The 24,073-nt window shown below is 66.8% G+C and carries 25 protein-coding genes and 4 tRNA genes; 27 read left to right on the forward strand and 2 right to left on the reverse strand.

The window, feature by feature from the left end; genetic code table 11:
• Window position 1: 1 nt before the first annotated feature.
• Entirely contained in the window at window positions 2-496 is a 495-nt protein-coding gene (locus tag AFER_RS01945; RefSeq protein ID WP_015797848.1) for a YajQ family cyclic di-GMP-binding protein, read from the reverse strand.
• Window positions 497-524: 28 nt separating this feature from the next.
• On the opposite strand from AFER_RS01945, the gene AFER_RS01950 reads away from it, so the two are divergent.
• The 3 genes from AFER_RS01950 (at window position 525) to AFER_RS11460 (ending at window position 3,032) form a co-directional block, all read left to right on the forward strand.
• Window positions 525-607 (forward strand) — tRNA-Tyr (locus AFER_RS01950).
• A 113-nt stretch (window positions 608-720) separates the two neighbouring features.
• On the forward strand, window positions 721-2,289 hold the full coding sequence (gene mptB, locus AFER_RS01955) for a polyprenol phosphomannose-dependent alpha 1,6 mannosyltransferase MptB (RefSeq protein WP_015797849.1): 1,569 nt from the start codon (window positions 721-723) through the stop codon (window positions 2,287-2,289).
• Complete coding sequence (locus AFER_RS11460) at window positions 2,280-3,032, forward strand: DNA-3-methyladenine glycosylase family protein (protein ID WP_015797850.1); 753 nt, start codon at window positions 2,280-2,282, stop codon at window positions 3,030-3,032. Before mptB ends, AFER_RS11460 begins: the two co-directional genes overlap by 10 nt.
• Here the strand turns inward: AFER_RS11460 and AFER_RS01965 are convergent.
• Window positions 2,922-3,422 (reverse strand): GNAT family N-acetyltransferase, encoded by a 501-nt coding sequence (locus AFER_RS01965; RefSeq protein ID WP_015797851.1) that lies wholly within the window; start codon window positions 3,420-3,422, stop codon window positions 2,922-2,924. The genes AFER_RS11460 and AFER_RS01965 overlap by 111 nt on opposite strands.
• Window positions 3,423-3,480: 58 nt before the next feature.
• Between AFER_RS01965 and AFER_RS01970 the strand changes: the two genes are divergently transcribed.
• The 24 genes from AFER_RS01970 (at window position 3,481) to rplV (ending at window position 24,073) form a co-directional block, all read left to right on the forward strand.
• Window positions 3,481-3,553 (forward strand) — tRNA-Thr (locus AFER_RS01970).
• Between the two features lie 4 nt (window positions 3,554-3,557).
• Window positions 3,558-3,631: transfer RNA gene (locus AFER_RS01975), tRNA-Met, on the forward strand.
• 32 nt (window positions 3,632-3,663) lie between these two features.
• The gene (rpmG, locus tag AFER_RS01980) at window positions 3,664-3,828 is read left to right on the forward strand and encodes a 50S ribosomal protein L33 (RefSeq protein ID WP_015797852.1); all 165 of its coding nucleotides are present in this window, start codon (window positions 3,664-3,666) and stop codon (window positions 3,826-3,828) included.
• Window positions 3,829-3,944: 116 nt separating this feature from the next.
• Complete coding sequence (locus AFER_RS01985) at window positions 3,945-4,484, forward strand: RNA polymerase sigma factor (protein WP_015797853.1); 540 nt, start codon at window positions 3,945-3,947, stop codon at window positions 4,482-4,484.
• Window positions 4,485-4,500: 16 nt separating this feature from the next.
• A tRNA-Trp gene (locus AFER_RS01990) sits at window positions 4,501-4,573 on the forward strand.
• Between the two features lie 78 nt (window positions 4,574-4,651).
• Window positions 4,652-4,912, forward strand: coding sequence for a preprotein translocase subunit SecE (gene secE / locus AFER_RS11465; protein WP_015797854.1), 261 nt, complete (start codon window positions 4,652-4,654; stop codon window positions 4,910-4,912).
• 43 nt (window positions 4,913-4,955) lie between these two features.
• Window positions 4,956-5,687, forward strand: a complete 732-nt coding sequence (nusG, locus tag AFER_RS02000) for a transcription termination/antitermination protein NusG (protein ID WP_015797855.1) — start codon at window positions 4,956-4,958, stop codon at window positions 5,685-5,687.
• 126 nt (window positions 5,688-5,813) lie between these two features.
• On the forward strand, window positions 5,814-6,245 hold the full coding sequence (gene rplK, locus AFER_RS02005) for a 50S ribosomal protein L11 (protein ID WP_015797856.1): 432 nt from the start codon (window positions 5,814-5,816) through the stop codon (window positions 6,243-6,245).
• Window positions 6,246-6,270: 25 nt separating this feature from the next.
• Complete coding sequence (gene rplA, locus AFER_RS02010) at window positions 6,271-6,996, forward strand: 50S ribosomal protein L1 (protein WP_015797857.1); 726 nt, start codon at window positions 6,271-6,273, stop codon at window positions 6,994-6,996.
• A 148-nt stretch (window positions 6,997-7,144) separates the two neighbouring features.
• Window positions 7,145-7,669, forward strand: a complete 525-nt coding sequence (gene rplJ / locus AFER_RS02015) for a 50S ribosomal protein L10 (RefSeq protein WP_015797858.1) — start codon at window positions 7,145-7,147, stop codon at window positions 7,667-7,669.
• 33 nt (window positions 7,670-7,702) lie between these two features.
• On the forward strand, window positions 7,703-8,089 hold the full coding sequence (rplL, locus tag AFER_RS02020; protein ID WP_015797859.1) for a 50S ribosomal protein L7/L12: 387 nt from the start codon (window positions 7,703-7,705) through the stop codon (window positions 8,087-8,089).
• 251 nt (window positions 8,090-8,340) lie between these two features.
• Window positions 8,341-11,883, forward strand: a complete 3,543-nt coding sequence (rpoB, locus tag AFER_RS02025) for a DNA-directed RNA polymerase subunit beta (RefSeq protein ID WP_041662100.1) — start codon at window positions 8,341-8,343, stop codon at window positions 11,881-11,883.
• Complete coding sequence (locus AFER_RS02030; protein ID WP_015797861.1) at window positions 11,883-15,746, forward strand: DNA-directed RNA polymerase subunit beta'; 3,864 nt, start codon at window positions 11,883-11,885, stop codon at window positions 15,744-15,746. Before rpoB ends, AFER_RS02030 begins: the two co-directional genes overlap by 1 nt.
• Before the next feature lie 170 nt (window positions 15,747-15,916).
• Window positions 15,917-16,288: a 30S ribosomal protein S12 gene (gene rpsL, locus AFER_RS02035; protein ID WP_015797862.1), complete on the forward strand. Its 372-nt coding sequence runs from the start codon at window positions 15,917-15,919 to the stop codon at window positions 16,286-16,288.
• Between the two features lie 3 nt (window positions 16,289-16,291).
• The gene (rpsG, locus tag AFER_RS02040) at window positions 16,292-16,762 is read left to right on the forward strand and encodes a 30S ribosomal protein S7 (protein ID WP_015797863.1); all 471 of its coding nucleotides are present in this window, start codon (window positions 16,292-16,294) and stop codon (window positions 16,760-16,762) included.
• Window positions 16,763-16,778: 16 nt separating this feature from the next.
• Window positions 16,779-18,866, forward strand: a complete 2,088-nt coding sequence (gene fusA, locus AFER_RS02045; RefSeq protein ID WP_015797864.1) for an elongation factor G — start codon at window positions 16,779-16,781, stop codon at window positions 18,864-18,866.
• Window positions 18,867-18,941: 75 nt separating this feature from the next.
• Window positions 18,942-20,129: an elongation factor Tu gene (tuf, locus tag AFER_RS02050; protein ID WP_015797865.1), complete on the forward strand. Its 1,188-nt coding sequence runs from the start codon at window positions 18,942-18,944 to the stop codon at window positions 20,127-20,129.
• Between the two features lie 80 nt (window positions 20,130-20,209).
• Window positions 20,210-20,536, forward strand: coding sequence for a 30S ribosomal protein S10 (gene rpsJ / locus AFER_RS02055; protein WP_015797866.1), 327 nt, complete (start codon window positions 20,210-20,212; stop codon window positions 20,534-20,536).
• Window positions 20,537-20,712: 176 nt separating this feature from the next.
• On the forward strand, window positions 20,713-21,354 hold the full coding sequence (gene rplC / locus AFER_RS02060; RefSeq protein ID WP_015797867.1) for a 50S ribosomal protein L3: 642 nt from the start codon (window positions 20,713-20,715) through the stop codon (window positions 21,352-21,354).
• Window positions 21,355-21,999, forward strand: a complete 645-nt coding sequence (rplD, locus tag AFER_RS02065) for a 50S ribosomal protein L4 (RefSeq protein WP_015797868.1) — start codon at window positions 21,355-21,357, stop codon at window positions 21,997-21,999.
• Window positions 21,996-22,292, forward strand: coding sequence for a 50S ribosomal protein L23 (rplW, locus tag AFER_RS02070; protein WP_015797869.1), 297 nt, complete (start codon window positions 21,996-21,998; stop codon window positions 22,290-22,292). The genes rplD and rplW overlap by 4 nt, the downstream gene beginning before the upstream one ends.
• Before the next feature lie 3 nt (window positions 22,293-22,295).
• A complete protein-coding gene (rplB, locus tag AFER_RS02075; RefSeq protein ID WP_015797870.1) occupies window positions 22,296-23,132 on the forward strand; it encodes a 50S ribosomal protein L2 in 837 nt (278 codons plus the stop codon).
• Window positions 23,133-23,135: 3 nt separating this feature from the next.
• Window positions 23,136-23,417: a 30S ribosomal protein S19 gene (gene rpsS / locus AFER_RS02080; protein WP_015797871.1), complete on the forward strand. Its 282-nt coding sequence runs from the start codon at window positions 23,136-23,138 to the stop codon at window positions 23,415-23,417.
• The gene (rplV, locus tag AFER_RS12835) at window positions 23,417-24,073 is read left to right on the forward strand and encodes a 50S ribosomal protein L22 (RefSeq protein WP_015797872.1); all 657 of its coding nucleotides are present in this window, start codon (window positions 23,417-23,419) and stop codon (window positions 24,071-24,073) included. The genes rpsS and rplV overlap by 1 nt, the downstream gene beginning before the upstream one ends.

Consider the following 24,073-nt stretch of genomic DNA (forward strand, 5'->3'; position numbering starts at 1 on the left):
CTCAGTCTCGGAAGTTCGTGAACTGTACCGGGAAGTCCGTGATGTGCTCGCGGAGGTGGGCGATCACGCTCTGGAGGTCGTCACGCTTCTTCGAGGTGACTCGGACTTGCTCGCCCTGTATCTGCGCCTGGACGCCCTTGATCCCAGCGGCCTTGATCGCGGCCGTGACGGCTCGTGCTCGATCTTGATTCAGGCCTGCGACGAGGCGGATCACCTGGCGCTGCGTACCTCGCGCGGCCTCTTCGATCGGGCCTCGATCGAGCGCCTTGAGCGAGACACCGCGCTTGACGAGCCGCTCCTCGAGGACGGTCGCGAGTGCCCGCAGCCGGTCGGGGGTCTCCGAGTTCAGCGTGATGGTGAGCTCTCGATCGTTGAGGTTGATCGACGAGCCGGTGTTCTTGAAGTCGAAGCGAGTCGTCACCTCGCGCGACGCCTGATCGACCGCATTGCGCACCTCTTGCAGGTCGATCTCCGAGACGACGTCAAAGGACGGCATGTGCTCAGACTACTCTTGTGACCGTCCAGGGTCGGTGCCCGAGCGGCCAAAGGGAGCAGACTGTAAATCTGCCGGCGTACGCCTACGGGGGTTCGAATCCCTCCCGGCCCACTGGAGTCCAGCGCGCCTGGTTCGATGGTGCGCGGCGACGTCGTGTCGCTTCCGACCGCTCACGAGGCGGCTAAGCTGGCGCCAGCGCGACCAACGTGGAGGAAGCTGCTGTCGTGAAGTCCTCGCTCACTCGTCGGGCTCAGCTCTCGGCTCCTGGTGCGGTGCGTCAGGCACGGATCCTCGGGGCGCGGATCTCCGAGTTCGTCGACTCAGTGGAGCCAGTCGAGACCGGCTTGCTCGGCTCCATCTTGGTCTTCCTCGGGTCGCTGCAGCCGAATTCGCCGTTCACCTCGAAGGTCCCGGGGTCATGGTTTCTCGGTGTCTCGTCGGTGCCGCACCCCGGTTCGGTCCTCGTCGAGGTGCTCGCGAAGGCAGCGGTTTACCTCGGCCTGATCCTGAGCGGTGTGGCCTGGGTGCGGTTGGTGAGGCTTGCCCGCGCCGGGTCGCTGCCGCGCGCCTGGTGGGTCATCTTCGCGCTGTGGGTCGTTCCCCTCATGATCGCTGGCCCCTTGTTCTCACGAGACGTCTACTCGTACGCTGCCCAGGGCCAGATGGTCACCCAAGGGATCAGCCCGTACCATGGTGGCCCCAATCTGCTCGGGACGAGCCCCTTCCTCGCGACCGTGGACCCGCTCTGGGGCAACGCTCCGGCGCCGTATGGGCCACTGTTTCTCGCGGTCGATGCCGGTCTCGTGACCATCGCCGGGCATTCACCGCTCATCTCGGTGGTGCTGTTGCGGCTCTTGGCGCTGGCATCGGTCGCGGTGTCCGGGGTCGCCGTCAGCCGTATCGCACGTCGGCTCGGTGCGAACGAGGCGCTCGCCCTCGCGCTGACGGCGCTCAATCCGGTCTTTCTCTACACGCTGGCCTCCGCGGGCCACAACGACGCGTTCATGGTCGCGCTCATGCTGCTCGGTATTGACCAGTTCCTCGCTGGCCGGCGCTTCGTGGGCATCGTGATCGTCGCGCTCGGGGCGGCGGTGAAGATCCCGGCGATCATCGCCGTGGGTTTCCTCGGCTATCACTGGAGCAGCGAACGTACGTCGATCGGGGAGCGCATTCGCACGACGATCGTCGCGCTCGTGATCGCGGCGGCGCTGTTGTGGGCACTCGGCGTCGTGACCGGGCTCGGCATGGGGTGGCTCCCGGCACTGAGCACGCCGGGTTCCGTCTACAGCTTCGAGGATCCGATCGTCGCCGTTGGCTACGGCGTCGGTTGGTTGGCGCACGCCGTCGGGCTCGGCATCGGTCCTTCGGGTGTGATCAGCGTGTTGCGCGATCTCGGCGACGCCGTGTTGCTGGCGGTCGCTGCGATCGTGTTGCTCGGTTCGCGTCGCGAGACCCTGCTGCGGGGTCTGGGGATCGTGCTCCTCGCGACCGTCGCGCTCGGTCCGGTGATCTGGCCGTGGTATCTCACGTGGGCCATCGTCGTGCTCGCGATCGGTGCGGGAGAGCTGACCTCGGGCTTTCTGGTGCTCGTCACGGTCTCGGCGCTGCCGATCGATCTGCTCGGCCTACCGACCGTGCTGGCGTGGGTCGGCTACATCGGCCTCGGGGTGGTCGTGCGTCGACACTGGGGCCATGTGATGGGCTTCTGGAGCGAGACCCTGGATGGCGCCAAGGCTCGGGTCGAGGAGCTCGTCGGGCGGACGCCGCTGGCTCGTCTGCTCCCGTGGAGCTGACGAGCCTCGTCGACGCGGCCCACCGCCTGAGCGAACGCGACCCGCTGATGGCGCGCTTCCTCGAGGCCTACGGCGTACCGGTCGTGGGGCGCCGGGGCTTCGATCCGGGGCGTCTCGAGGCGCCGGGTGAGGTTGGCCTCTTCGGGTTCGTCGTCGAGGTCGTGACCTATCAGCAGATCAGCGCCGCTGCGGCGAGGCGCCTCGTGGCTCGGCTGGAGGCGATGGGGGCGCTCGATGCCGATGTGATGGTCGCGCTGACCGATGCCGAGGTGGCCGCGACCGGGTTGTCGGGATCGAAGCGGCGGTGGCTCCGAGCGCTCGCGCGCGACGTGGTGACGGGCACCATCGACCTCGAGGGACTCCGGGCACTCTCGCCGGACGAGGCACATCGTGCGCTACGCGCGATCCGCGGGATCGGCCCGTGGAGCGCCGACATGGTGGCGATCTTCGCGCTCGGTCACCTGGATGTGTGGCCGATCGGCGACCTTGCGTTGCGCCGGGCGCTCGCGCGACGTCATCCCGGTGCCGAGGATCGGGGCGTCGCCGAGCGGCTCGCCGAGCCCTGGGCGCCGTGGCGCTCGGTCGCTGCGCTGTGGTGGTGGCAGGATGACGCGTGCGGGGCCGCGTCGGTACTAGAGCAGCCGCTGCATGACCGCGAGGTCAATCCAGCGAGAGAACTTGCGGCCGATCTCGCGTTGGATGCCGACGAGCTCGAACCCCGCTCTCGCATGCAACGACCGTGAGACGTGGTGATCGGCCACGATATGGGCGATGCAGGCGTGGAAGCCGAGGTCGGCGGCCGTGTCGACGAGTGAGGTGAGGAGCCGTGTGCCGATGCCACGCCCCTGGGCCGTGGGGTCGAGGTAGATCGAGTCCTCGACCGTCGAGGCGTAGCCTGCGCGCGGTCGGTAGGGCGAGATCGAGGCGAAGCCGACCACGTCCCCGTTGAGCTCGGCGACCAAGCAGACGTAGATGCCGAGGTGGTCGTCGACCCAGCGCTCGTGTTCGCTGGGTGTGCGCGGCTCGATGTCGAGGGTGGCGGTCGTGGTCAGGACGGCATGGTTGTAGATGCGACGAGTCGCCTCGGCGTCACTTGGAACGAGAGGACGAAGGATCAGCGCATCGTCGGGCACGGGTCTACGGTAGAGGCTGTCCGGCCCCGAGGCTCGCTCGCTATCATGGTTGGAACTCGCCCCCTTAGCTCAGTCGGCAGAGCACAGCCATGGTAAGGCTGGTGTCGTCGGTTCGATTCCGACAGGGGGCTCCGTGGCGGCGTAGCTCAGTTGGTTAGAGCACACGGCTCATAATCGTGGGGTCGTCGGTTCGAGTCCGACCGCCGCTACTACGGACCGTCCAGCGCTGGTAGGAGGATCGATGGCGAAGAACGAACGGCGGGTGCAGGTGACGCTGGCGTGCGAGGAGTGCAAGCGTCGCAACTACATCACGTCGAAGAACAAGCAGAACGACCGCGACCGGATCGAGATGCGCAAGTACTGCCGGTGGGATCGCCGCCACACGCTCCATCGCGAGACCAGGTAGGTCCCGCGCTGACTCGGGTTCGTGCTCGGGCCGCTGAGCTCCGTCCGGGCCTCGAAGAGTCCCTCGCCAAGGTCCGTGCGCGGGCTGGGGACCTACGCCCGTCGTTCGACGAGGTCGTGCATCGCACCCTTGCGATGAGCACCCGTGTCGCGTCCCGCATCGTCGGCGATGCCGAGGCGGTGTCGGACGTGCTCCAGGACGCGTACCTGAACGTGTACCGGTCGCTCGAGCGCTTTCGCGGCGCCTCGCGCTACGAGACGTGGGTCTACCGGATCGTCGTCAACGCGGCCAGGTCGCACCTGCGTCGGATGCGACGGATGCGGGCGCGCGAGACGGTGCTGGACGAAGCGGAGATCGTCCCGGCTCGTTCGGGCGAGGTTCTCGAGGCCGCCGATCTCGTGGCACAGCACATCGACGTCGTGGCGCTCCTTGCCCGACTCGGGGAGGCCGATCGCGAGTTGCTCACGTTGCGCTACCTCGCTGGCCTGAGTGTGGCGCAGGTGGCCGCCGAGCTCGGTGCGAGCGAGAATGCGATCAAGGTCCGCCTCCACCGAGCACGGCGTCGCCTGTTGGCCCTTCTGGCTGCCGATGAGGAGTTCGACGACGAGGGAGCCGTCAGAGCCTCGGTGGGGTCTCCCAAGCGCGGGGACTGGTAAGCTCGTTCGGCGGCGAAGGGTAGTAGCTCAATTGGTAGAGCACCGGTCTCCAAAACCGGCGGTTGGGGGTTCGAGTCCCTCCTGCCCTGCACGTGCTGGGTGGTGGTTCACGCGGCGCGAGACGGATCGTTGAGGGTGGAGCTGTGAATCGGGAGACGAGGCGCCTCATGGCGCGCCAGCAGGGCGCCACGCGCGACCGCCAGGAGCTGGCTCGACGGATGGCGCAGGGCTCCGGGGAGCCACGCAAGGGCCGTATCCGGCGGTACCTGCAGGGGGTGCGGACGGAGCTTCGTGCCGTCGAGTGGCCCACTCGGCGCCAACTGCGGAGCTATGCAACCGTGGTCTTCGTGACCCTCGTCCTCGTGGTAGCGCTCATCTTCTTGCTGAACGTCGTGTTCGCCAAGGGTGTGTCGCTGCTCTACGGCTAGCGCAGGTCGCGATCCCGTGACGATCGACAACGATGGAGGCAAGGTGAGCCCCGAGGAGATGGAATCGACGCACCAGCCCGCGCTGGTCCACGATGACGACCGAGCTGCGGAGAGCCGCGAGGTCGCATCCGCTGACGCGCCAGCTGTGCAGAGCCGCGACGATGGTGAGGCGACGGACCCCAAGGGCAGCGGTGATGACGACGTGAGCGCTGCCGAGGATTCTCCGTACGATCGTCCGGGCGAGTGGTACGTCGTCCACTGCTACTCCGGCTACGAGAACCGGGTTCGCCAGAACCTCGCGACGAGGATCCGCTCGCTCGGCCTCGAGGATCGCATCTTCGAGGTGGAGATCCCGATGGAGGACGTCACCGAGCTCAAGAACGGGCGACGAGTGAAGGTGCAGCGCAAGGTCTTTCCTGGGTATGTGCTCGTACGGGCCGAGATGGACGACGAGGTCTGGTCCGCCATACGCAACACCCCCGGCATCACCTCGTTCGTCGGATCGGGATCGAAGCCGGTGCCGCTGAGCCGCAAGGAAGTCGAGGCGATGTTCTCGTTCGCCACGCCGGAGGAGCTGCGCCCGCAGCCACAACGGCGCTCGACGCAAGAGTTCGAGATCGGCGAAACGGTGCGCGTCAAGGAGGGCCCGCTCGCGGACTTCGTCGGCGAGGTGGCCGAGGTGAACGCCGATCAGCTCAAGCTGAAGGTGCTCTTCAACATCTTCGGTCGAGAGACGCCGGTGGAACTCGACTTCACGCAGGTGTCGAAGGCCTAGGCCCGGTCGAGTGGCAGGGGCCGACTGGTAGAGTTGTCGGTTCGTGTCCCGTGTGGGGCGTCATGGGTTCGTGACGCCAGGTGCGCGGCGGTTGTGACGAAACGGTAGTGACGAAGGAGTCGTTCGGTGGCGAGAAAGCGCGTAACCGCGGTGGTGAAGATCAACCTGCCGGCCGGTGCTGCGACGCCAGCGCCGCCTGTGGGTACGGCGCTCGGCCCGCACGGGATCCAGACGATGGAGTTCGTCAAGCAGTACAACGCTGCCACGGAGGCCCAGCGGGGACAGGTGATCCCGGTCGAGGTGACCATCTACGAGGATCGCTCGTTCAGCTTCGTGCTCAAGACACCCCCGACCACCGAGCTGCTCAAGCAGGCTGCCGGCGTCGACAAGGGATCACCCCAGAATCGCCGTCAAGGTGTCGGTACGGTGACGCGTGCTCAGGTCGCCGAGATCGCGCAGGTCAAGATGCCAGACCTGAACGCCTACGACCTCGAGGCCGCGATGCGCCAGGTCGAGGGCACAGCGCGATCCATGGGGATCGCCGTGGTCGAGGGCTAGCGAGAGAAGAGGACGAGGTCGCGAGATGAAGCACTCGAAGACGTACCGTGAGCAGGCAGCACTGCTCGATCGCAATCGGCTGTACTCGCCCGTCGAGGCGCTCGCGCTCGTGCGCCAGCTGGCTCGCGCTCGTTTCGACGAGACCGTCGAGCTCGCCGTTCGCCTCGGCGTCGATCCGCGCAGGGCGGACCAGATCGTCAGGGGCACCGTCGCCCTGCCCCACGGCACTGGGCGTCGCGTCCGCGTCGCCGTGTTCGCGGCGGGCGAGGCCGCCCAGGAGGCGCGTGAGGCCGGAGCCGACATCGTCGGCGCCGACGATCTCGTCGAGCGGGTTCAAGGCGGCGCGTTGGACTTCGACGTGGCCATCGCGACGCCGGATCTCATGGGACAGGTCGGCCGTCTCGGCCGGATCCTCGGTCCACGGGGTCTGATGCCGAACCCGAGGACCGGAACCGTGACCCACGACGTGGGGCGCGCGGTTCGCGAGTTCAAGGCGGGTCGCGTGGAGTTCCGCACCGACCGCGTGGGCAACGTGCACGTCCCGATCGGCAAGGTGAGCTTCTCCACCGTCGCGCTGCTCGAGAACTTCCGAGCGGTGATCGACGAGCTCCAGCGCGCCAAGCCGGCAGCGGCCAAGGGGCGCTACTTCCGCTCTGTGCACGTGTCGACGACGATGTCGCCGTCGGTAGCGATCGATCCGAATCGACTGCGCATCGCCGACGAGGAACTCGAGGAACTCGGAGCCGCGTAGGCGGCTGCGCCAGGTAGGATTGTCCCGCCATCACCTCGGTCCGCTGTAGAGGTCCGGTGCCCGCAAGGGCTCAAATCCCACGGTGCGTGGGAGCCTGATGAGGCGGTCTCTCCGGATCGAGCAGGCACTGCCAAGGAGAGTGAGATCGATGGAGCATCCCAGGCCGAGCAAGGTCGCCCTCGTCGAGGCGATTCGCGAGCGGCTCGCGACGGCAGACGCGGTGTTCGTAACCGAGTACCGCGGCCTGAAGGTCGCTGAGCTCGCGTCGCTCCGACAGGAGCTTCGCGCCGTGGACGCGGAGTTCAAGGTTGCGAAGAACACGCTCGCACGCATCGCGGCGCGCGAGGCTTCGCTCGAGGCACTCGAGGCGTTCCTCGAGGGCCCCAGCGGGCTGGTGTTCGCCCGTGGTGACGCTGCGGCGACGGCCAAGCGACTGCGCGACTTCGGCCGAGCGAATCCGGCACTCATCATCAAGGGTGGGCTGCTCGGTCGCGCCGCGATCGACGCAGCATCGGTGCTGCGGCTTGCGGATCTCCCAAGTCGTGAGGTGCTCCTTGCGCAGTTGGCAGGGGCGTTCACCGCACCCATGGCGAACCTCGCCGGGGTGCTGTCGGCGCTGCCTCGCAACCTCGCCTACGGCCTCAAGGCACTCGCCGACCAGCGAGCGGCGTAGGCGCGAGTCGACCACGGAGAACAGGAGGAGACAGTGGCGGACATCCAGGGGATTTTGGACCAGATCTCGGAGCTGACGGTCGTCGAGCTCTCGGAGCTGGTGAAGGCGTTCGAGGAGCGCTTCGGTGTCACGGCCGCGGCGCCGGTCGCGGTGGCGGCGGTCGCCGGTGCCGCTGGTGGCGGCGAGGCTGCCCCCGCCGAGGAGGAGCAGCAGGAGTTCGACGTTGTGCTCGTCTCCGCGGGTGACAAGAAGATCCAGGTCATCAAGGAGGTGCGCGCACTGACGAACCTCGGCCTCAAGGAGGCGAAGGATCTCGTCGACGCGGCGCCGAAGCCGGTGCTCGAGAAGGTCTCGAAGGAAGACGCCGAGAAGGCGAAGGCTCAGCTCGAGGGCGCCGGCGCGACGGTCGAGCTCAAGTAGCGAGCCGTCGACGCAGGCGGTCGTGCGGTCTCCCTGTATGCTTAGGGGAGCCGTGCGTCGTCCCGCAACCACTTCGTCTTGACGCTCACGGGCCTTTGCGCGCCCGTGAGCGTCTTCGTGTCTGCCGCCACCGTGCACGCTCGGACACGAGTGGTGCGAGCGTCGGTCGGGCACCTGCTGTGGGTGTGTGCAGTCCGTCGAGTGCAAGTCAACCGAGTGCATAGTCAACTGAGTGCAAGGAGTCTCCCTTGATCACGAGGCACCGTCCGCCTGAGCGCTTCAGCTTCGCGTCCGCGCGCAATGTTCTGCCGCTGCCCGATCTGATCGCTGTGCAGCGCGACTCGTTCCGCTGGTTCTTGAATGAGGGGCTCGCGGAGGCCTTTCGAGACATCTCCCCGATCGAGGACTACTCCGGCCAGCTCGCACTCGAACTCGAGTACGACCCCAGCGATCCTGATCTCGCGCCGGTCCCGAAGTTCTCGGCGGAGGAGTGTCGCGAGAAGGACATGACCTATGCCGGCCCGATCTTCGTGCGGGCTCGGTTCTTGAACCGCCAGACCTACGAGATCAAGCAGCAGATCGTGTTCATGGGCGACTTCCCGCTCATGACCGACCGAGGTACGTTCATCATCAACGGGACCGAGCGTGTCGTGGTGAGCCAGCTCGTCCGCTCGCCCGGCGTCTTGTTCCAGCCCGGTCGCGATCAGCACACCGTCGTGACGGCCACCATCAACCCCTACCGAGGGGAGTGGCTCGAGTTCGACGTCGAGGCCCGGCCGGGTCGCGATATCAATGCGGGGGGCCGCGTCGCGCGTAAGCGCCGGCTGAGCCTGTTCACGGTCCTGCGGGCGGCTGGGCTTGACGACCCTGCCGATCTTGAGCGCCTGGTCGCACACTTCGACTTCCTCGAACCTCAGTGGGCCAAGGAGGACCACTCCCAGACCCGCGACGACGCCCTGATGGAGGTGTTCCGTCGGGTACGCCCGGGCGAGCCGATCAACGTCGAGGCGGCCCGCCTCTACTTCGAGACCGCGTTCTTCCAGAGCCGGCGCTATGACCTCACCCGCGTGGGTCGCTACAAGATCGACAAGCGACTCAGCGCGGAGATCGAGCGCGTCGAGGAGATCCTCGGTCACCCGCTGGATCGAACCTCGGAGTCGCCGCTCGTGCTCAGCCGTGCGGACATCATCGCGACCGCGAGCTACATGCTGCACCTGGTCGCTGGCGAGCCCGGGTATCGCTTCGACGATCAGGACCACTTCTCCAACCGGCGGGTCCGCAGCGTCGGCGAGCTGATCCAGAACCAGCTCAAGATCGGGCTCTCCCGCCTCGAGCGCCTCGTCCGTGAGCGCATGACGACCCAGGACGTCGAGGCGATCACGCCGCAGAGCCTCATCAACATCCGTCCGGTGGTCGCTGCGATCAAGGAATTCTTCTCCACCAGCCAGCTGAGCCAGTTCATGGACCAGAACAACCCGCTCTCTGGCCTTGCCCACAAGCGCCGCCTGTCGGCACTTGGTCCAGGTGGTCTGTCGAGGGAGCGAGCGGGTTTCGAAGTACGCGACGTCCACTCGTCGCACTACGGACGCATGTGCCCGATCGAGACACCGGAGGGGCCGAACATCGGTCTCATCGGGGCGCTCGCGAGCTATGCCCGCCTGAATCGATACGGGTTCATCGAGACCCCATATCGGCGTGTGGTGGACGGCAAGGTCACCGATGAGGTGGTCTACCTGACCGCCGACGAGGAAGAAGACTACGTCATCGCGCAGGCGAACGCGAAGCTCGACGCCGAGGGTCGCTTCGTCGAGCCGAAGGTCCTGGTGAGGCGCGGCCCGCAGGGCGCGGTCGTGCGGGTCGGTGCCATGGCGGTCTCCTACGGCGCCACCAGTGAGGTCGAGCTCGCCACCCCGGACGAGGTGGACCTCATGGACGTGAGTCCGGCGCAGGTGGTCTCGGTGTCGACGTCGCTCATCCCGTTCGTGGAGCACGACGACGCCAATCGTGCGCTCATGGGTGCCAACATGCAGAAGCAGGCGGTGCCGCTGCTCGTCCCTGAAGCGCCCTTCGTCGGTACCGGTGTGGAAGCCCGAGCCGGACTGGACGCTGGCGACGTTCTTGTCGCCGAGGGCCCAGGTGTCGTGTCAGAGGTGACCGGCGCCTCGATCGCGGTGACCTACGACGATTCCGTGACCGACGATGCCGGTCGGCCACTCGGAACACGTCGCTACTGGCTGACGAAGTTCCAGCGATCCAACCAGAACACCTGCTGGAACCAGCGTCCGACGGTGGCCACCGGGGACCGGGTCGAGCTCGGTGACGTGCTCGCCGACGGTCCCGCCACCATGCACGGTGAGCTCGCGCTGGGGAAGAACCTCCTCGTGGCCTTCATGCCGTGGGAGGGCTACAACTTCGAGGACGCCATCATCATCTCGGAGCGCCTCGTGCGAGACGACGTGCTGTCCTCGCTGCACATCGAGGAGTTCGAGACCGATGCGCGCGACACCAAGCTCGGTGCCGAGGAGATCACCCGCGACATCCCGAACCTGTCGGAGGAGGCCCTCGCCGATCTCGACGAGCGCGGCATCGTCCGTATCGGAGCCGAGGTCGGCCCCGGTGACATCCTCGTCGGCAAGGTGACGCCGAAGGGCGAGACCGAGCTCACGCCGGAGGAGCGACTGCTGCGTGCGATCTTCGGCGAGAAGTCCCGCGAGGTCCGCGACACCTCGCTGCGCGTGCCCCACGGTGAGTACGGCAAGGTGATCGACGTCAAGGTGTTTACCCGCGAGGACGCGACCGAGCTGCCGCCCGGCGTGAACGAGCTGGTTCGGGTGTACGTTGCGCAGCACCGCAAGATTCAGGTCGGTGACAAGCTCGCCGGTCGGCACGGGAACAAGGGTGTGATCTCGCGGATCCTCCCCATCGAGGACATGCCTCGACTGGAGGACGGTACGCCGGTCGACATCATCTTGAACCCGCTCGGCGTTCCGAGCCGCATGAACATCGGCCAGGTGCTCGAGGCGCACCTCGGCTATGCCGCCCGGTGGGGGTGGGAGCCCATCGGCGAGGGCGCACGGGAGCATCGCAAGACGCGTCCGGTGACGGTCCCGGCCCGGTGGGTGGCGAGTCCCGCCTTCGACGGCGCGCACTGGGACGAGTCGGAAGAGGCCGGGGACCTGCCGACCATCAAGGAACTGCTCGAGCGGCTGAACCCGCAGAGCCGCGACGGCGAGCGCCTCGTCCAGCCCGACGGCAAGGCGGTGCTCTACAACGGGCGCACCGGCGAGCGCTACGACAACCCCGTCATGGTGGGCTACGTCTACATGCTCAAGCTGGCGCACATGGTCGATGACAAGATCCATGCTCGCTCGACGGGCCCGTACTCGATGATCACGCAGCAGCCCCTCGGCGGCAAGGCCCAGTTCGGTGGGCAGCGCTTCGGTGAGATGGAGGTGTGGGCCCTCGAGGCCTACGGCGCCGCGTACGCGCTGCAGGAGCTGTTGACCATCAAGTCCGACGACGTCGTAGGCCGTGTGAAGGTCTACGAGGCCATCGTCAAGGGTGACAACATCCCAGAACCGGGGATTCCGGAGAGCTTCAAGGTGCTCATCAAGGAGATGCAGTCGCTGTGTCTGAACGTGGAGGTGCTCGCTCCGAACGGAGAGCGGGTGCAGCTGCGCGAGTTCGAGGATGAGGCGTACTCGGCGGCGGAGGAGCTCGGTATCAACCTGAGCCGCCCTGAGCGCAACACGGACTACGGCGACGACGAGCGACGCGAGGAGAGGGGTCAGTAGTGCTCGACCTGGGTCGATTCGACCAGATCCGCATCGGGCTTGCCACGACGGAAGCCATCCGCGCCTGGTCACACGGCGAGGTGAAGAAGCCGGAGACGATCAATTACCGTACGTTGCGTCCGGAACGCGATGGGCTCTTCTGCGAGCGCATCTTCGGCCCTACGCGCGACTGGGAGTGCCAGTGCGGCAAGTACAAGCGCGTGCGCTTTCGCGGGATCGTCTGCGAGCGCTGTGGCGTCGAGGTCACCCGCTCCAAGGTCCGACGGGAGCGGATGGGCCACATCGAGCTCGCAGCACCGGTGGTGCACATTTGGTACCTGCGCGGGACGCGTTCGTGGCTGGCCTACCTGCTCATGGGGACCTCCCCCAAGGAGGAGCTCAAGGCCAAGCAGCTGGAGAAGGTGATCTACTTCGCCGCCAACTTGGTGACCTGGGTCGACGAGGAGCGTCGGCACCAGGACCTGCCGAACCTCGAGGTCGAGGTGCTCGAGGAGGTTCGGGCGATCGAGTCGGAGCGTGACGTCGAGCTCGAGCGCCGGTACCAGGCGATGGAGGCGGAGCTCGCCGAGCTCGAGGAGCAGGGTGCTCGCGAAGCCGAGGTGCGCCAGCGCCAGCGCGCGCTCGAGCGGGAGATCACGCAGCTCCGCGAGCGCTACGCGGCGCGCATCGACCTCGCGCGTAGGACCTTCGACGAGTTCCGCGAGCTCTACCCGCGCCAGATCATCGAGGACGAGCTGCTGTGGCGCGAGCTGCGGTCGCGGTATGGCTCCTACTTCGACGGCGGCATGGGGGCCGAGGCGATCGCCGACCTCATCCGTCGTATCGACTTCGATGCCGAGCTGGCCAAGCTCCGCGAGCTCATCGACCCCGCCGAGGGTCGCCGCCCGTTGTCGGCACAGCGTCGCCAGAAAGCCATCCGACGCCTGCGCATCCTCGCCGCGTTCAACCAGCGCGACGAGGAGGGTCGTCGTATCAACGACCCGATGGCGATGATCCTCGAGGTCGTCCCGGTGATCCCCCCGGACCTGCGTCCGATGGTGCAGCTCGACGGCGGGCGGTTCGCGACGTCGGACCTCAACGATCTGTATCGGCGCGTGATCAATCGCAACAACCGGCTCAAGCGTTTGTTGGATCTCGGCGCGCCGGAGATCATCGTCAACAACGAGAAGCGCATGCTCCAGGAGGCGGTCGACGCCCTCTTCGACAACGGTCGCCGTGGGCGGCCGGTGGTCGGCCCGGGCAACCGTCCTCTGAAGAGCCTCTCCGACATGCTCAAGGGCAAGCAGGGTCGCTTCCGCCAGAACCTGCTCGGCAAGCGCGTGGACTACTCCGGCCGGTCCGTCATCGTCGGCGGCCCGACGCTGCAGCTCCATCAGTGTGGGCTCCCGAAGATCATGGCGCTCGAGCTGTTCAAGCCGTTCGTCATGCGTCGCCTGGTGGAGTTGGGCTATGCCCAGAACATCAAGTCGGCCAAGCGCATGGTCGAGCGTCGGCGTCCCCAAGTGTGGGAAGTGCTCGAGACGGTGATCAAGGAGCATCCGGTGCTCCTGAACCGTGCACCGACCCTGCACCGACTCGGCATCCAGGCGTTCGAGCCGGTGCTGGTCGAGGGTAAGGCGATCCAGATCCATCCTCTGGTGACGACCGCGTTCAACGCCGACTTCGACGGCGACCAGATGGCGGTGCATCTGCCTCTGTCGCCTGAGGCGCAGGCCGAAGCCCGCGTGCTCATGCTCTCGGCGAACAACACGGTGTCGCCAGCGACCGGACGGCCGATCACGGTCCCCGGGCTCGACATGGTGTTCGGTCTCTTCTATCTCACCATCGTGCGCGAAGAGGAGCCAGGTGCCGGCAAGGTGTTCCGCCACGACTATGAAGTGGTCCGGGCCTGGGAAACCGGCAATCTCGGCTTGCACGCGCCGATCACCCTCCGTCGTCGCGATGGCGATGGCAACGTCGAAGAGCTGCGGACGACAGCCGGGCGTGTGATGTTCAACCAGGCGCTGCCGGCCGACTTCCCCTTCGTCAACGAGGTCGTCGGGAAGAAGGCGCTTCCCATCGGCTCGATCGTCGAGCGGGTGGTGACCCAGTACCCCCGCAACGTCATCGAGGAGACGCTCGATCGCATCAAGTCGGTTGGGTTCACCTTCGCGACGCGCGCTGGGCTCACCATCTCGACCGACGACGTCACAACCCCGGCCGCCAAGGCCGAGATCCTCGATCGCTACGAGCGCGAGGCGGACAAGGCCGAGGCGCAGTACCGGCGAGGCATCATCACCGACGACGAGCGCAAGCAGAAGGAGATCGAGATCTGGACGGCGGCGACCGCGGAGATCGGTCGGGCCATCGACGAGATGCTCGCCTCCAACCCGCTCAATCCGCTCGCGATGATGGTCGAGTCGGGAGCGCGAGGCAACCCTCAGCAGATCCGCCAGATCTCCGGCCTCAAGGGCCTCGTCGCCAATCCGCGCGGTGAGATGATTCCGCGCCCGATCAAGTCGTCGTTCCGTGAGGGCCTCGAGGTGCTCGAGTACTTCTTGTCGACGCACGGTGCGCGCAAGGGCCTCGCCGACACGGCGCTGCGCACCGCCGACTCTGGGTATCTCACCCGTCGCCTCGTCGACGTCGCCCAGGAGCTGATCGTGCGCGAAGAAGATTGTGGCACGTCGCGGGGGATTTGGATCGACGACGTCGCCGAGGACTCGGCCCAGCGTCGCAGCTACCTCGAGACGCGGGCGTTCGGACGGGTCCTCGCAGAGGCGGTCGATCTTGGCGACGGGTCGCAGCTCCCGGCCGGGACGTTGCTCACCGACGAGCTCGTCAAGCAGCTGGCAGCCGATCCGGCAGTCGAGCGGATCCGTGTGCGCACCCCGCTCACCTGCGAGACGCCCCACGGCGTGTGTGCGACCTGTTACGGCCAAGGTTTTGGGGGGAGGGGGCTCATCGAGCTCGGCGAGGCCGTCGGCGTCGTCGCGGCCCAGTCCATCGGCGAGCCTGGGACGCAGCTCACCATGCGAACCTTCCACCAGGGCGGCGTCGCGGGCGCCGACATCACGCACGGCTTGCCGCGCGTGGTGGAGCTGTTCGAGGCGCGTTCGCCTCGTGGAGCCGCGGTGCTGGCGCATGCGTCCGGTGTCGTGCACATCGAGGAGGAAGAGAACGGTCGGCGGGTCACCATCACCCACGACGACGGCTCCGACGAGGTCTACGTGCTCCCGCTCAGGGCCCATCTCGAGGTGGCCGAGGGCGAAGTGATCGAGGCCGGCGAGGCCATCGTGAGCGGTCCGAAGGACCCCAAGCAGCTCCTCGAGATCAAGGGCATTCGCGAGACCCAGCGTTACCTGGTCGAGGAGGTCCAGAAGGTCTATCGCGACCAGGGTGTGTCCATCCACGACAAGCACATCGAGCTCATCGTCCGTCAGATGCTGCGCCGAGTGCTCGTGGCCGAGCCTGGCGATTCCCCCTTCTTGCCGGGAGAACGCGTGGACACCCAGCGCTTTGCCGAGGTGAACCGCGAACTGTTCGCCGAGGGGAAGCGCCCTGCCGAGGGTCGGCCGGAGCTCATGGGTATCACCAAGGCGTCGCTCGCGACGGAGTCGTGGCTCTCGGCGGCCTCCTTCCAAGAGACCACTCGGGTGCTCACCGAGGCCGCGATCGAGGGGCGTTCGGATCACCTGCTCGGCCTCAAGGAGAACATCATCCTCGGCAAGCTGATCCCGGCAGGTACGGGTGCGCCGCGTTACCGGTCGGTCGCGGTCAAGGCTCCCCACTATCGCCGACTCGCGTACTGGTCGAGCGAGGAAGACCTCGGTGGGTTCGACGGGGGGCCTGGCTATGAGGCGCATGGCGGCCCTGTAGACTGAGCCATACGCGGGTGGTGCGTGTCGCGTGCCACCACTGCGAATCGGGCCGGACGCGGAGGTTCTCGGCGAGCCGGCAGAGGAACCAGGAATGTTGGAGACCGGCCCGCCCCGTGTGGGCGGGCCGGTCCACCGAGAGCGGCGCGCCTGCGTCGCAAGAAGGAGTGCAAACCGTGCCGACGATCGCGCAGCTCGTGCGCAAGGGCCGCGAGGCCAAGCGCACGAAGACCAAGACCCCGGCGCTCAAGGGATCGCCGCAGCGCCGCGGGGTGTGCACCCGCGTGTACACCACCACACCGAAGAAGCCGAACTCCGCGTTGCGCAAGGTCGCGCGCGTCCGGCTCACGAGTGGCGTCGAGGTCACTGCCTACATCCCCGGTATCGGTCACAACCTCCAGGAGCACTCGATCGTGCTCGTGCGTGGCGGCCGCGTCAAGGACCTCCCTGGTGTTCGTTACAAGATCGTGCGCGGGACGCTCGATGCGGCGGGCGTGAAGAACCGCAAGCAGGCGCGCAGCCGCTACGGCGCGAAGAGGGAGAAGTAGCCGATGCCACGCAAGGGTCCAGCCCAGGTTCGTCCGATCGCTCCTGACCAGGTCTACCACTCGGTGCTGGTGTCGCAGCTGACCAACAAGGTCCTGCGTAACGGCAAGAAGGCGCTCGCCGAGCGTACCGTCTACGGCGCGCTCGACCAGATCGCTGCCAAGGTGAACGGTGACCCGGTCGCCGTCTTGGAGCGTGCGATCTCGAACGTACGCCCCATGACCGAGGTGCGGTCACGGCGCGTCGGCGGTGCGACCTATCAGGTACCCGTCGTCGTCCGTGATCGGCGGTCGTACTCGCTCGCCATCCGCTGGGTCGTGAATTCGGCGCGCGCGCGCCGTGAGAAGACCATGGCCGAGCGGCTCGCCAACGAGCTGCTGGATGCGTCCAACGGGCTCGGCACGTCGGTCAAGCGGCGGGACGACACCCACAAGATGGCCGAATCCAACCGCGCGTTCATGCACTATCGCTGGTAAGCAAGGAGCTTTCCACATGCCCCCCACCCGTCAGGTCCCGCTCGAGCGCTTGCGCAACATCGGCATCATGGCCCACATCGATGCCGGCAAGACCACCACGACCGAGCGCATTCTCTACTACACCGGCAAGAACTACAAGATCGGCGAGGTCCACGAGGGCGCGGCGACGATGGACTGGATGCCGCAGGAGCAAGAGCGCGGCATCACCATCACCTCGGCTGCGACGACGGCGTTCTGGCGGGATCACCGCATCAACATCATCGACACGCCCGGTCACGTGGACTTCACGGTCGAGGTCGAGCGGAGCCTGCGGGTGCTCGACGGGGCGGTGGCGGTGTTCGACGCCGTCGCTGGTGTCGAGCCGCAGACCGAGACGGTGTGGCGCCAAGGGAACAAGTACGGCGTGCCGCGGATCTGCTTCGTCAACAAGATGGACCGTGTCGGGGCCAACTTCGATCGCTGCGTCCAGATGATCCGGGATCGCCTCGACGCCGTCCCGGCGGTGATCCAGCTCCCGCTCGGTGTCGAGAGCTCCTTCCGTGGTGTCATCGACGTCGTCGGCAAGCGCGCGATCGTGTGGGACGAGGGCCTCGGGGAGACGTTCCACGACGAGCCCATCCCTGCCGAGCTCGTCGACGCTGCAGAGCAGGCGCACCACGATCTCATCGACGTGCTCGCCAATCACGACGAAGAGCTGATGGAACGCTACCTCTCCGACGAGGAGATCTCGGAGGAGATGCTGCGGGCCTCCATCCGCGAGGCGACCATCAACAATCACGTCGTCCCGGTGCTCTGTGGCTCGGCGTTCAAGAACAAGGGCGTCCAGCCGCTGCTCGATGCGGTGGTGGACTACCTCCCGAGCCCGTTGGACATCCCGGCCGCGACCGGGACGTCGCCGAACGGCATGGACATCATCACACGCGAGCCGTCCGACGATGCGCCGTTTGCGGCCCTCGCGTTCAAGATCATGACCGACCCTTACGTCGGCAAGCTGACGTACTTCCGGATCTACTCGGGCGTCTTGGAGAAGGGATCGACGGTCCTCAACTCCACCAAGGACAAGCGCGAGCGGATCGGTCGACTGCTGCTCATGCACGCCAACCATCGCGAGGACATCGAGGTCGCCCACGCTGGTGACATCGTCGCGGCCGTCGGCCTCAAGTCGACGAGCACCGGCGACACGCTGTGCGATCCCCAGGCGCCCGTCGTCCTCGAGAGCCTCGAGTTCCCCGATCCGGTCATTCACGTGGCGGTGGAGCCCAAGACCAAGTCGGATCAGGAGAAGATGAGTCGGGCGCTCTACGCGCTCGCCGAGGAAGATCCGACGTTCCGCGTTCGCTCCGACCAGGAGACCGGTCAGACGGTCATCTCGGGGATGGGCGAGCTGCATCTCGAGGTCATCGTCGATCGGCTGCTGCGCGAGTTCAAGGTCGAGGCGAACGTCGGCAAGCCGCAGGTCGCCTATCGGGAGGCGATCCGCAAGCCGGTGTCGAAGGTCGAGGAGCGCTACGTGCGCCAGACCGGCGGCCGTGGCCAGTACGGTCACGTCGTCATCGACGTCGAGCCGCTCGGGCGCGGCGAGGGGTACGAGTTCGTCGACAAGATCACCGGTGGCGTCATCCCCAAGGAGTACATCCCAGCGGTGGACGCCGGGATCCAAGACGCGCTCTCGTCGGGGATCCTCGCGGGCTTCCCGGTCGTGGATCTGCGCGTCACGCTGGTCTTCGGGTCGTACCACGAGGTCGACTCCTCGGAGATGGCGTTCCGTATCGCCGGCTCACTCGCCATCAAGAAGGCGGTGCGCATGGCGAGTCCGTGCCTCCTCGAACCGATCATGGCGGTGGAGGTCGTCACGCCCGAGGAGTACCTCGGTGACGTGATCGGCGATCTCTCGGCCAGGCGAGGCAAGGTCGAGGGCATGGAGCAGGTCGGCGTGAACCAGGTGGTGCGTGCGCTCGTGCCACTCGCGGAGATGTTCGGCTACGCTACTGACCTGCGTTCGCGTACGCAGGGGCGTGCGAGCTACTCGATGGTGTTCCGGGCCTACCAAGAGGTTCCGGATTCCATCGCGCAGGAGATCGTCAAGCGGATCAAGGGCGAGTAGACTTCAGCACTCGGTTATCCGTCGGCGGGTTGCGTCATCCGGGCGCAGAGGGACAACAACGGAGCAGGACAGGCCATGGGCAAGCAAAAGTTCGAGCGGACGAAGCCCCACATCAACATTGGGACGATGGGGCACATCGACCACGGGAAGACCACGCTCACCGCAGCGATCACGAAGGTCCTCTCGGAGAAGAACCCCAACGTCAAGTTCAAGCCCTTCGATCAGATCGACAATGCGCCGGAGGAGAAGGCTCGCGGCATCACCATCTCGATCTCGCACGTCGAGTACGAGACGGAGAAGCGGCACTATGCGCACGTCGACATGCCGGGGCACGCTGACTACATCAAGAACATGATCACGGGCGCTGCCCAGGTCGATGGTGCGATCCTGGTGGTCGCCGCGACCGACGGTCCGATGCCCCAGACGCGCGAGCACGTGCTGCTCGCCCGGCAGGTGGGGGTGCCCTACATCGTGGTGGCGCTCAACAAGGCGGACATGGTCGACGACGAGGAGCTCCTCGATCTCGTCGAGCTCGAGGTCCGAGAGCTGCTGAACCAGTACGAGTTCCCGGGTGACGACACCCCGATCGTGCGGGTCTCGGCGCTCAAGGCGCTCGAGGGCGATCCGGTCTGGGAGGAGAAGATCGTCGAGCTGATGAACGCGGTCGACGAGTACATCCCAGAGCCACAGCGTCCGGTGGATCGTCCGTTCCTCATGCCGATCGAGGACGTGTTCACGATCTCCGGCCGGGGTACGGTCGTCACGGGCAAGGTCGAGACGGGCAAGGTCCACGTCGGCGACGAGGTCGAGATCGTCGGCCTGCGGCCCACGCAGAAGACGGTCGCCACGGGCGTCGAGATGTTCAACAAGCTGCTCGACGAGGGCCAGGCAGGCGACAACATCGGTGTCCTGCTGCGCGGCACGAAGAAGACCGACGTCGAGCGCGGCCAGGTGCTCTGCAAGCCGGGCTCGATCACCCCGCACACGACCTTCGAGGCCAATGTGTACGTCCTGACGAAGGACGAAGGCGGCCGGCACAAGCCGTTCTTCAACAACTATCGGCCGCAGTTCTACTTCCGTACGACCGACGTCACGGGGACCATCACCCTGCCGGAAGGTACGGAGATGGTGATGCCCGGCGACAACATCGTCATGACCGTCGAGCTGCTCAAGCCGGTGGCCATGGACGAGGGTCTTCGCTTCGCCATTCGCGAGGGCGGCCGTACGGTCGGCGCGGGTCGCGTCGTCAAGATCATCAAGTAGCACGTCAGTGCGTCGACGAGGGCCCCGGCACGTCCGGGGCCCTTCGGCGTCGACGGACGACCGGAGCACCAAGGAGAGCCATGAGCGACAGCAGTAAGCAGCGCATCAGGGTGCGTTTGAAGGGTTTCGACCACGAGATCCTCGAGGCGTCGACCCGGCGCATCGTCGATACGGTGACGAGGACCCAAGGCAAGGTGGTCGGGCCGGTGCCCTTGCCGACCGACATCCACCGCTACACCGTCATTCGCTCGCCCCATAAGTACAAGGATTCGCGCGAGCACTTCGAGATGCGCGTCCACAAGCGGCTGCTCGACATCGTCGATCACTCGGCCAAGACCGTCGACGCGTTGAAGCGGTTGGAGCTGCCGGCCGGCGTCGATATCGAAATCAAGATCCAGAACGCATAGCGAGAGATCGCAGCATGATCGGCCCGCGCCCGAGTGCGCGGGCAGTATGCTGCAAGAGTTGTCTTGCGTCCGGTCGTGCCTCCTCTGGAGGGACCTTCCGGCGGTTTGAGCGGCGCTACCCGCTCGTACGAGGTCAGCTGCGGCGTCGGGTGGACGCTGCGTGAGGCGAAGGAACCATGGCGAGGAAGACGTTTGTCGGTGAGAAGGTCGGTATGACCCAGGTCTGGACCGAGGGTGACCGTGCCGTCCCGGTGACGGTGATCAAGGTCGTCCCGACGTGGGTCGTGCGGACGAAGACGCCGGAGCGAGATGGGTACGAAGCGGTGCAGGTCGCGGTGGGTCGCGTCAAGCCGCAGCGGCTGAGTCGTCCGGTTGCGGGTCAGTTCGAGGCCCGAGGTGTCGAGGCCGGCGCCCGCATCATGGAGCTGCGGCTCGATGGGGCGTCGTCGTTCGAGCCCGGCGATCAGATCGGGATCGAGGGGATCGAGCCGGGGATGCGTCTCGACGTCGTCGGCGTGTCGAAGGGCCACGGGTTCTCCGGCGGTATGAAGCGCCACAACTTCCGTGGGCAGGGAGCGGCCCACGGTAACCACAAGAAGCATCGTGCTCCGGGCTCGATCGGGGCGTGCGCCACGCCCGCACGCGTGTTCAAGGGGACGCGTATGGCGGGTCAGTACGGTACCGAGCGGGTCACCATCCATAACCTCGAGGTCGTGCGGGCTGAGCCCGAGCGCCAGCTCGTGCTGGTGAAGGGCTCGATCCCTGGTCCGCGGGGCGCCATCGTCGTGGTTCGTGATTCGGTGAAGGGGCGGAAGTAGATGGCGAGCGCCAAGGTCATCGACGCCACGGGTCGTACGCTGCGCGAAGAGGAACTGCCGGGCGAGGTCTTCGCGCACGCTCCCAACATCGCGCTGTTGCATCAGGTTGTCGTTGCGGAGCAGGCCGGTGCGCGCCGGGGAACGCATTCGACGAAGACGCGGGCAGAGGTCGCCGGAGGCGGCGCGAAGCCCTATCGCCAGAAGGGGACCGGCAACGCTCGCCAGGGTTCGATCCGGGCCCCTCAGTACAAGGGTGGCGGTATCGTTCACGGCCCCAAGCCGCGCGACTACTCCCAGCGCACCCCCCGCAAGATGCTGCGCGCGGCGCTGGCACAGGCGTTGTCCGATCGGGCCAGCGCCGGCGTGATCTACGTGCTCGAGGACGACGTCATCACGGCGCCGTCGACCAAGGCGGCGCTTGCCTGTCTGCGCGGGGCTGGTCTCGAGGATCGCAAGGTGCTCGCGCTGGTGGCCGGTGCAACCGACGAGGCCGTCTTCAAGAGCGTGCGCAACCTCCCCACGGTTCGTGTCCATCGGGCGGGCTTGGTGCTGGTAAGTGCGGTTCTCGCTTCCGACGCCGTGCTGTTCACGCGCGCAGCGCTGGCAGAGCTCCTCGGGCGCGTGGGAGTGGAGGTTGCCAAGTGAGCGGTCGGGATCCCTACGCAACCGTCGTGGCCCCCATCATTTCGGAGAAGAGCTACGGGCTCCGCGAGGAGGGCGTCTACGTCTTCGAGGTGGCGCCTCGAGCGACCAAGGTGGACGTGCGCGCCGCGGTCGAGCGGCTCTTCGGGGTGCACGTGGTCAAGGTCAACACGCTCAACCGCAAGGGCAAGGCCCGTCGGAGCCGCCGAACCGGTCGAGTCAGCGTGGAGCCCACCCGCAAGCTGGCCTACGTCACCTTGCGCGAGGGCGAGCGCATCGAGCTGTTGGAGAGCTGAGCCATGGGGATTCGTAAGCGCAAGCCCACGAGTGCGGGTCGACGGTTCCAGTCGAGTTCGGACTTCGCGGAGATCACGAAGCAGCGTCCCGAGCGATCGCTGGTTCGACCGCTGTCGGGCTCGGGAGGACGCAACGCCGACGGTCACAAGACCGCGCGCCATCGGGGTGGCGGACACAAGCGGCAGTATCGGGTCGTCGACTTCCGTCGCAAGAAGGACGGTGTGCCGGCGACGGTCGCAGCGATCGAGTACGACCCCAACCGCAATGCGCGCATCGCGCTCTTGCACTATCACGACGGCGAGAAGCGCTACATCCTCGCGCCCAAGGGGCTCACGGTGGGGATGAAGGTGAGTTCCGGGCCGGACGCCGACATCACGGTGGGGTCGGCCCTCCCGCTGCGCAACATCCCCGTCGGCACCACCGTCCACAACGTGGAGCTCCGTCCCGGGCAAGGCGGCAAGCTCGCCAGGAGCGCCGGTATGGGCATCCAGCTCGTCGGCAAGGACGAGGTCTACGCGACGCTCCGGCTGCCCTCGACCGAGATGCGCCGCGTCCCGATCGATTGTCGTGCGACCGTCGGCGAGGTCGGGAACGCCGAGGCCGAGCTGATCTCGATCGGCAAGGCGGGTCGGAACCGCTGGCGTGGCGTTCGGCCGCAGACGCGAGGCGTCGCGATGAACCCGGTCGACCACCCGCTCGGTGGTGGCGAAGGCAAGACGTCGGGTGGTCGCCATCCGGTGTCTCCGTGGGGCAAGCCGGAGGGCCGCACCAGGCGGCGTCACCTCCCGAGCGACAAGCTCATCATCCGCCGTCGTCGAGCCCGTGGGGCGAGGAGGTAGTACGTGCCACGCAGCGTCAGCAAGGGTCCGTTCGTCGATGCGCATCTGTTGAAGAAGGTCGACGAGCTCAACGCGTCGGGTGACAAGCGCGTGATCAAGACCTGGTCGCGTCGTTCCACCATCATTCCTGACATGGTGGGCCACACCATCGCCGTGCACGACGGGCGCAAGCACGTGCCGATCTACGTCACGGAGTCCATGGTCGGCCACAAGCTCGGGGAGTTCGCGCCGACGCGGACGTTCCGGTTCCATGCCGGGCAAGAGAAGACGGCGAGGAGGCGGTAGTGGCAGTCACAGTGACCGAGCGCCCGCGCTCGCGAGCGGTGCTCCGGAACTACGGCGCGTCTGCGTCGAAGGTGCGAGAGGTTCTTGGCATCATTCGAGGCAAGCCGGTCGAGCAGGCCATTCGCGAACTGTCGCTCGTGAGCCGTGGTCCGGCTGAGGCGGTCGGCAAGCTCCTCGCGAGTGCCGTGGCCAACGCGACGGTCCAGCACGGGCTGGGCGTGTCCGACATGGTGGTGCGGCTGGCCTATGCGGACGAAGGGACGACGCTGAAGCGGTTTCGGCCGCGTGCGCGCGGTCGTGCGACGCGCATCCGCAAGCGGACGTGTCACATCACGGTTGTGGTCGAGGAGATGACGCTCGAGGAGCGCCAGCGCGCCGTGGCGCAGACCGGCCGTCGTGCCGTGAGCCGCCAGCGGCGCGTGCAGTCCTCTCGTCGCGGACGCCAGCAGGCGCAGGCGACCTCGGCAGAGGCGACCTCGGCAGAGGTGGCCACTTCGCAGCCCGAGATCACGAGCGAGGCGGCAGCGTCGGAGCAGACGGTCGAGGTCACGGCTGCCGAGGAGCAGGTTGCAGCTCTCGTTGCCACCGGCGAGGAGACCGGGGCCGAGACGCCGAGCGCCGCCTCGGAAGAGGCCGCCGAGGGCGGGGAGGAGTAG

It is taken from the genome of Acidimicrobium ferrooxidans DSM 10331 (assembly GCF_000023265.1).
GTDB lineage: Bacteria > Actinomycetota > Acidimicrobiia > Acidimicrobiales > Acidimicrobiaceae > Acidimicrobium > Acidimicrobium ferrooxidans.

Bases quoted from the DNA above. Each gene is read 5' to 3' on its own strand.
- AFER_RS01945 (WP_015797848.1), bottom strand. From the start codon at position 496: ATGCCGTCCTTTGACGTCGTCTCGGAGATCGACCTGCAAGAGGTGCGC.
- rpmG (WP_015797852.1), top strand. From the start codon at position 3,664: ATGGCGAAGAACGAACGGCGGGTGCAGGTGACGCTGGCGTGCGAGGAG.
- secE (WP_015797854.1), top strand. From the start codon at position 4,652: ATGGCGCGCCAGCAGGGCGCCACGCGCGACCGCCAGGAGCTGGCTCGA.
- rplA (WP_015797857.1), top strand. From the start codon at position 6,271: ATGAAGCACTCGAAGACGTACCGTGAGCAGGCAGCACTGCTCGATCGC.
- rplJ (WP_015797858.1), top strand. From the start codon at position 7,145: ATGGAGCATCCCAGGCCGAGCAAGGTCGCCCTCGTCGAGGCGATTCGC.
- rpsG (WP_015797863.1), top strand. From the start codon at position 16,292: ATGCCACGCAAGGGTCCAGCCCAGGTTCGTCCGATCGCTCCTGACCAG.
- fusA (WP_015797864.1), top strand. From the start codon at position 16,779: ATGCCCCCCACCCGTCAGGTCCCGCTCGAGCGCTTGCGCAACATCGGC.
- tuf (WP_015797865.1), top strand. From the start codon at position 18,942: ATGGGCAAGCAAAAGTTCGAGCGGACGAAGCCCCACATCAACATTGGG.
- rpsJ (WP_015797866.1), top strand. From the start codon at position 20,210: ATGAGCGACAGCAGTAAGCAGCGCATCAGGGTGCGTTTGAAGGGTTTC.
- rplC (WP_015797867.1), top strand. From the start codon at position 20,713: ATGGCGAGGAAGACGTTTGTCGGTGAGAAGGTCGGTATGACCCAGGTC.
- rplD (WP_015797868.1), top strand. From the start codon at position 21,355: ATGGCGAGCGCCAAGGTCATCGACGCCACGGGTCGTACGCTGCGCGAA.
- rplB (WP_015797870.1), top strand. From the start codon at position 22,296: ATGGGGATTCGTAAGCGCAAGCCCACGAGTGCGGGTCGACGGTTCCAG.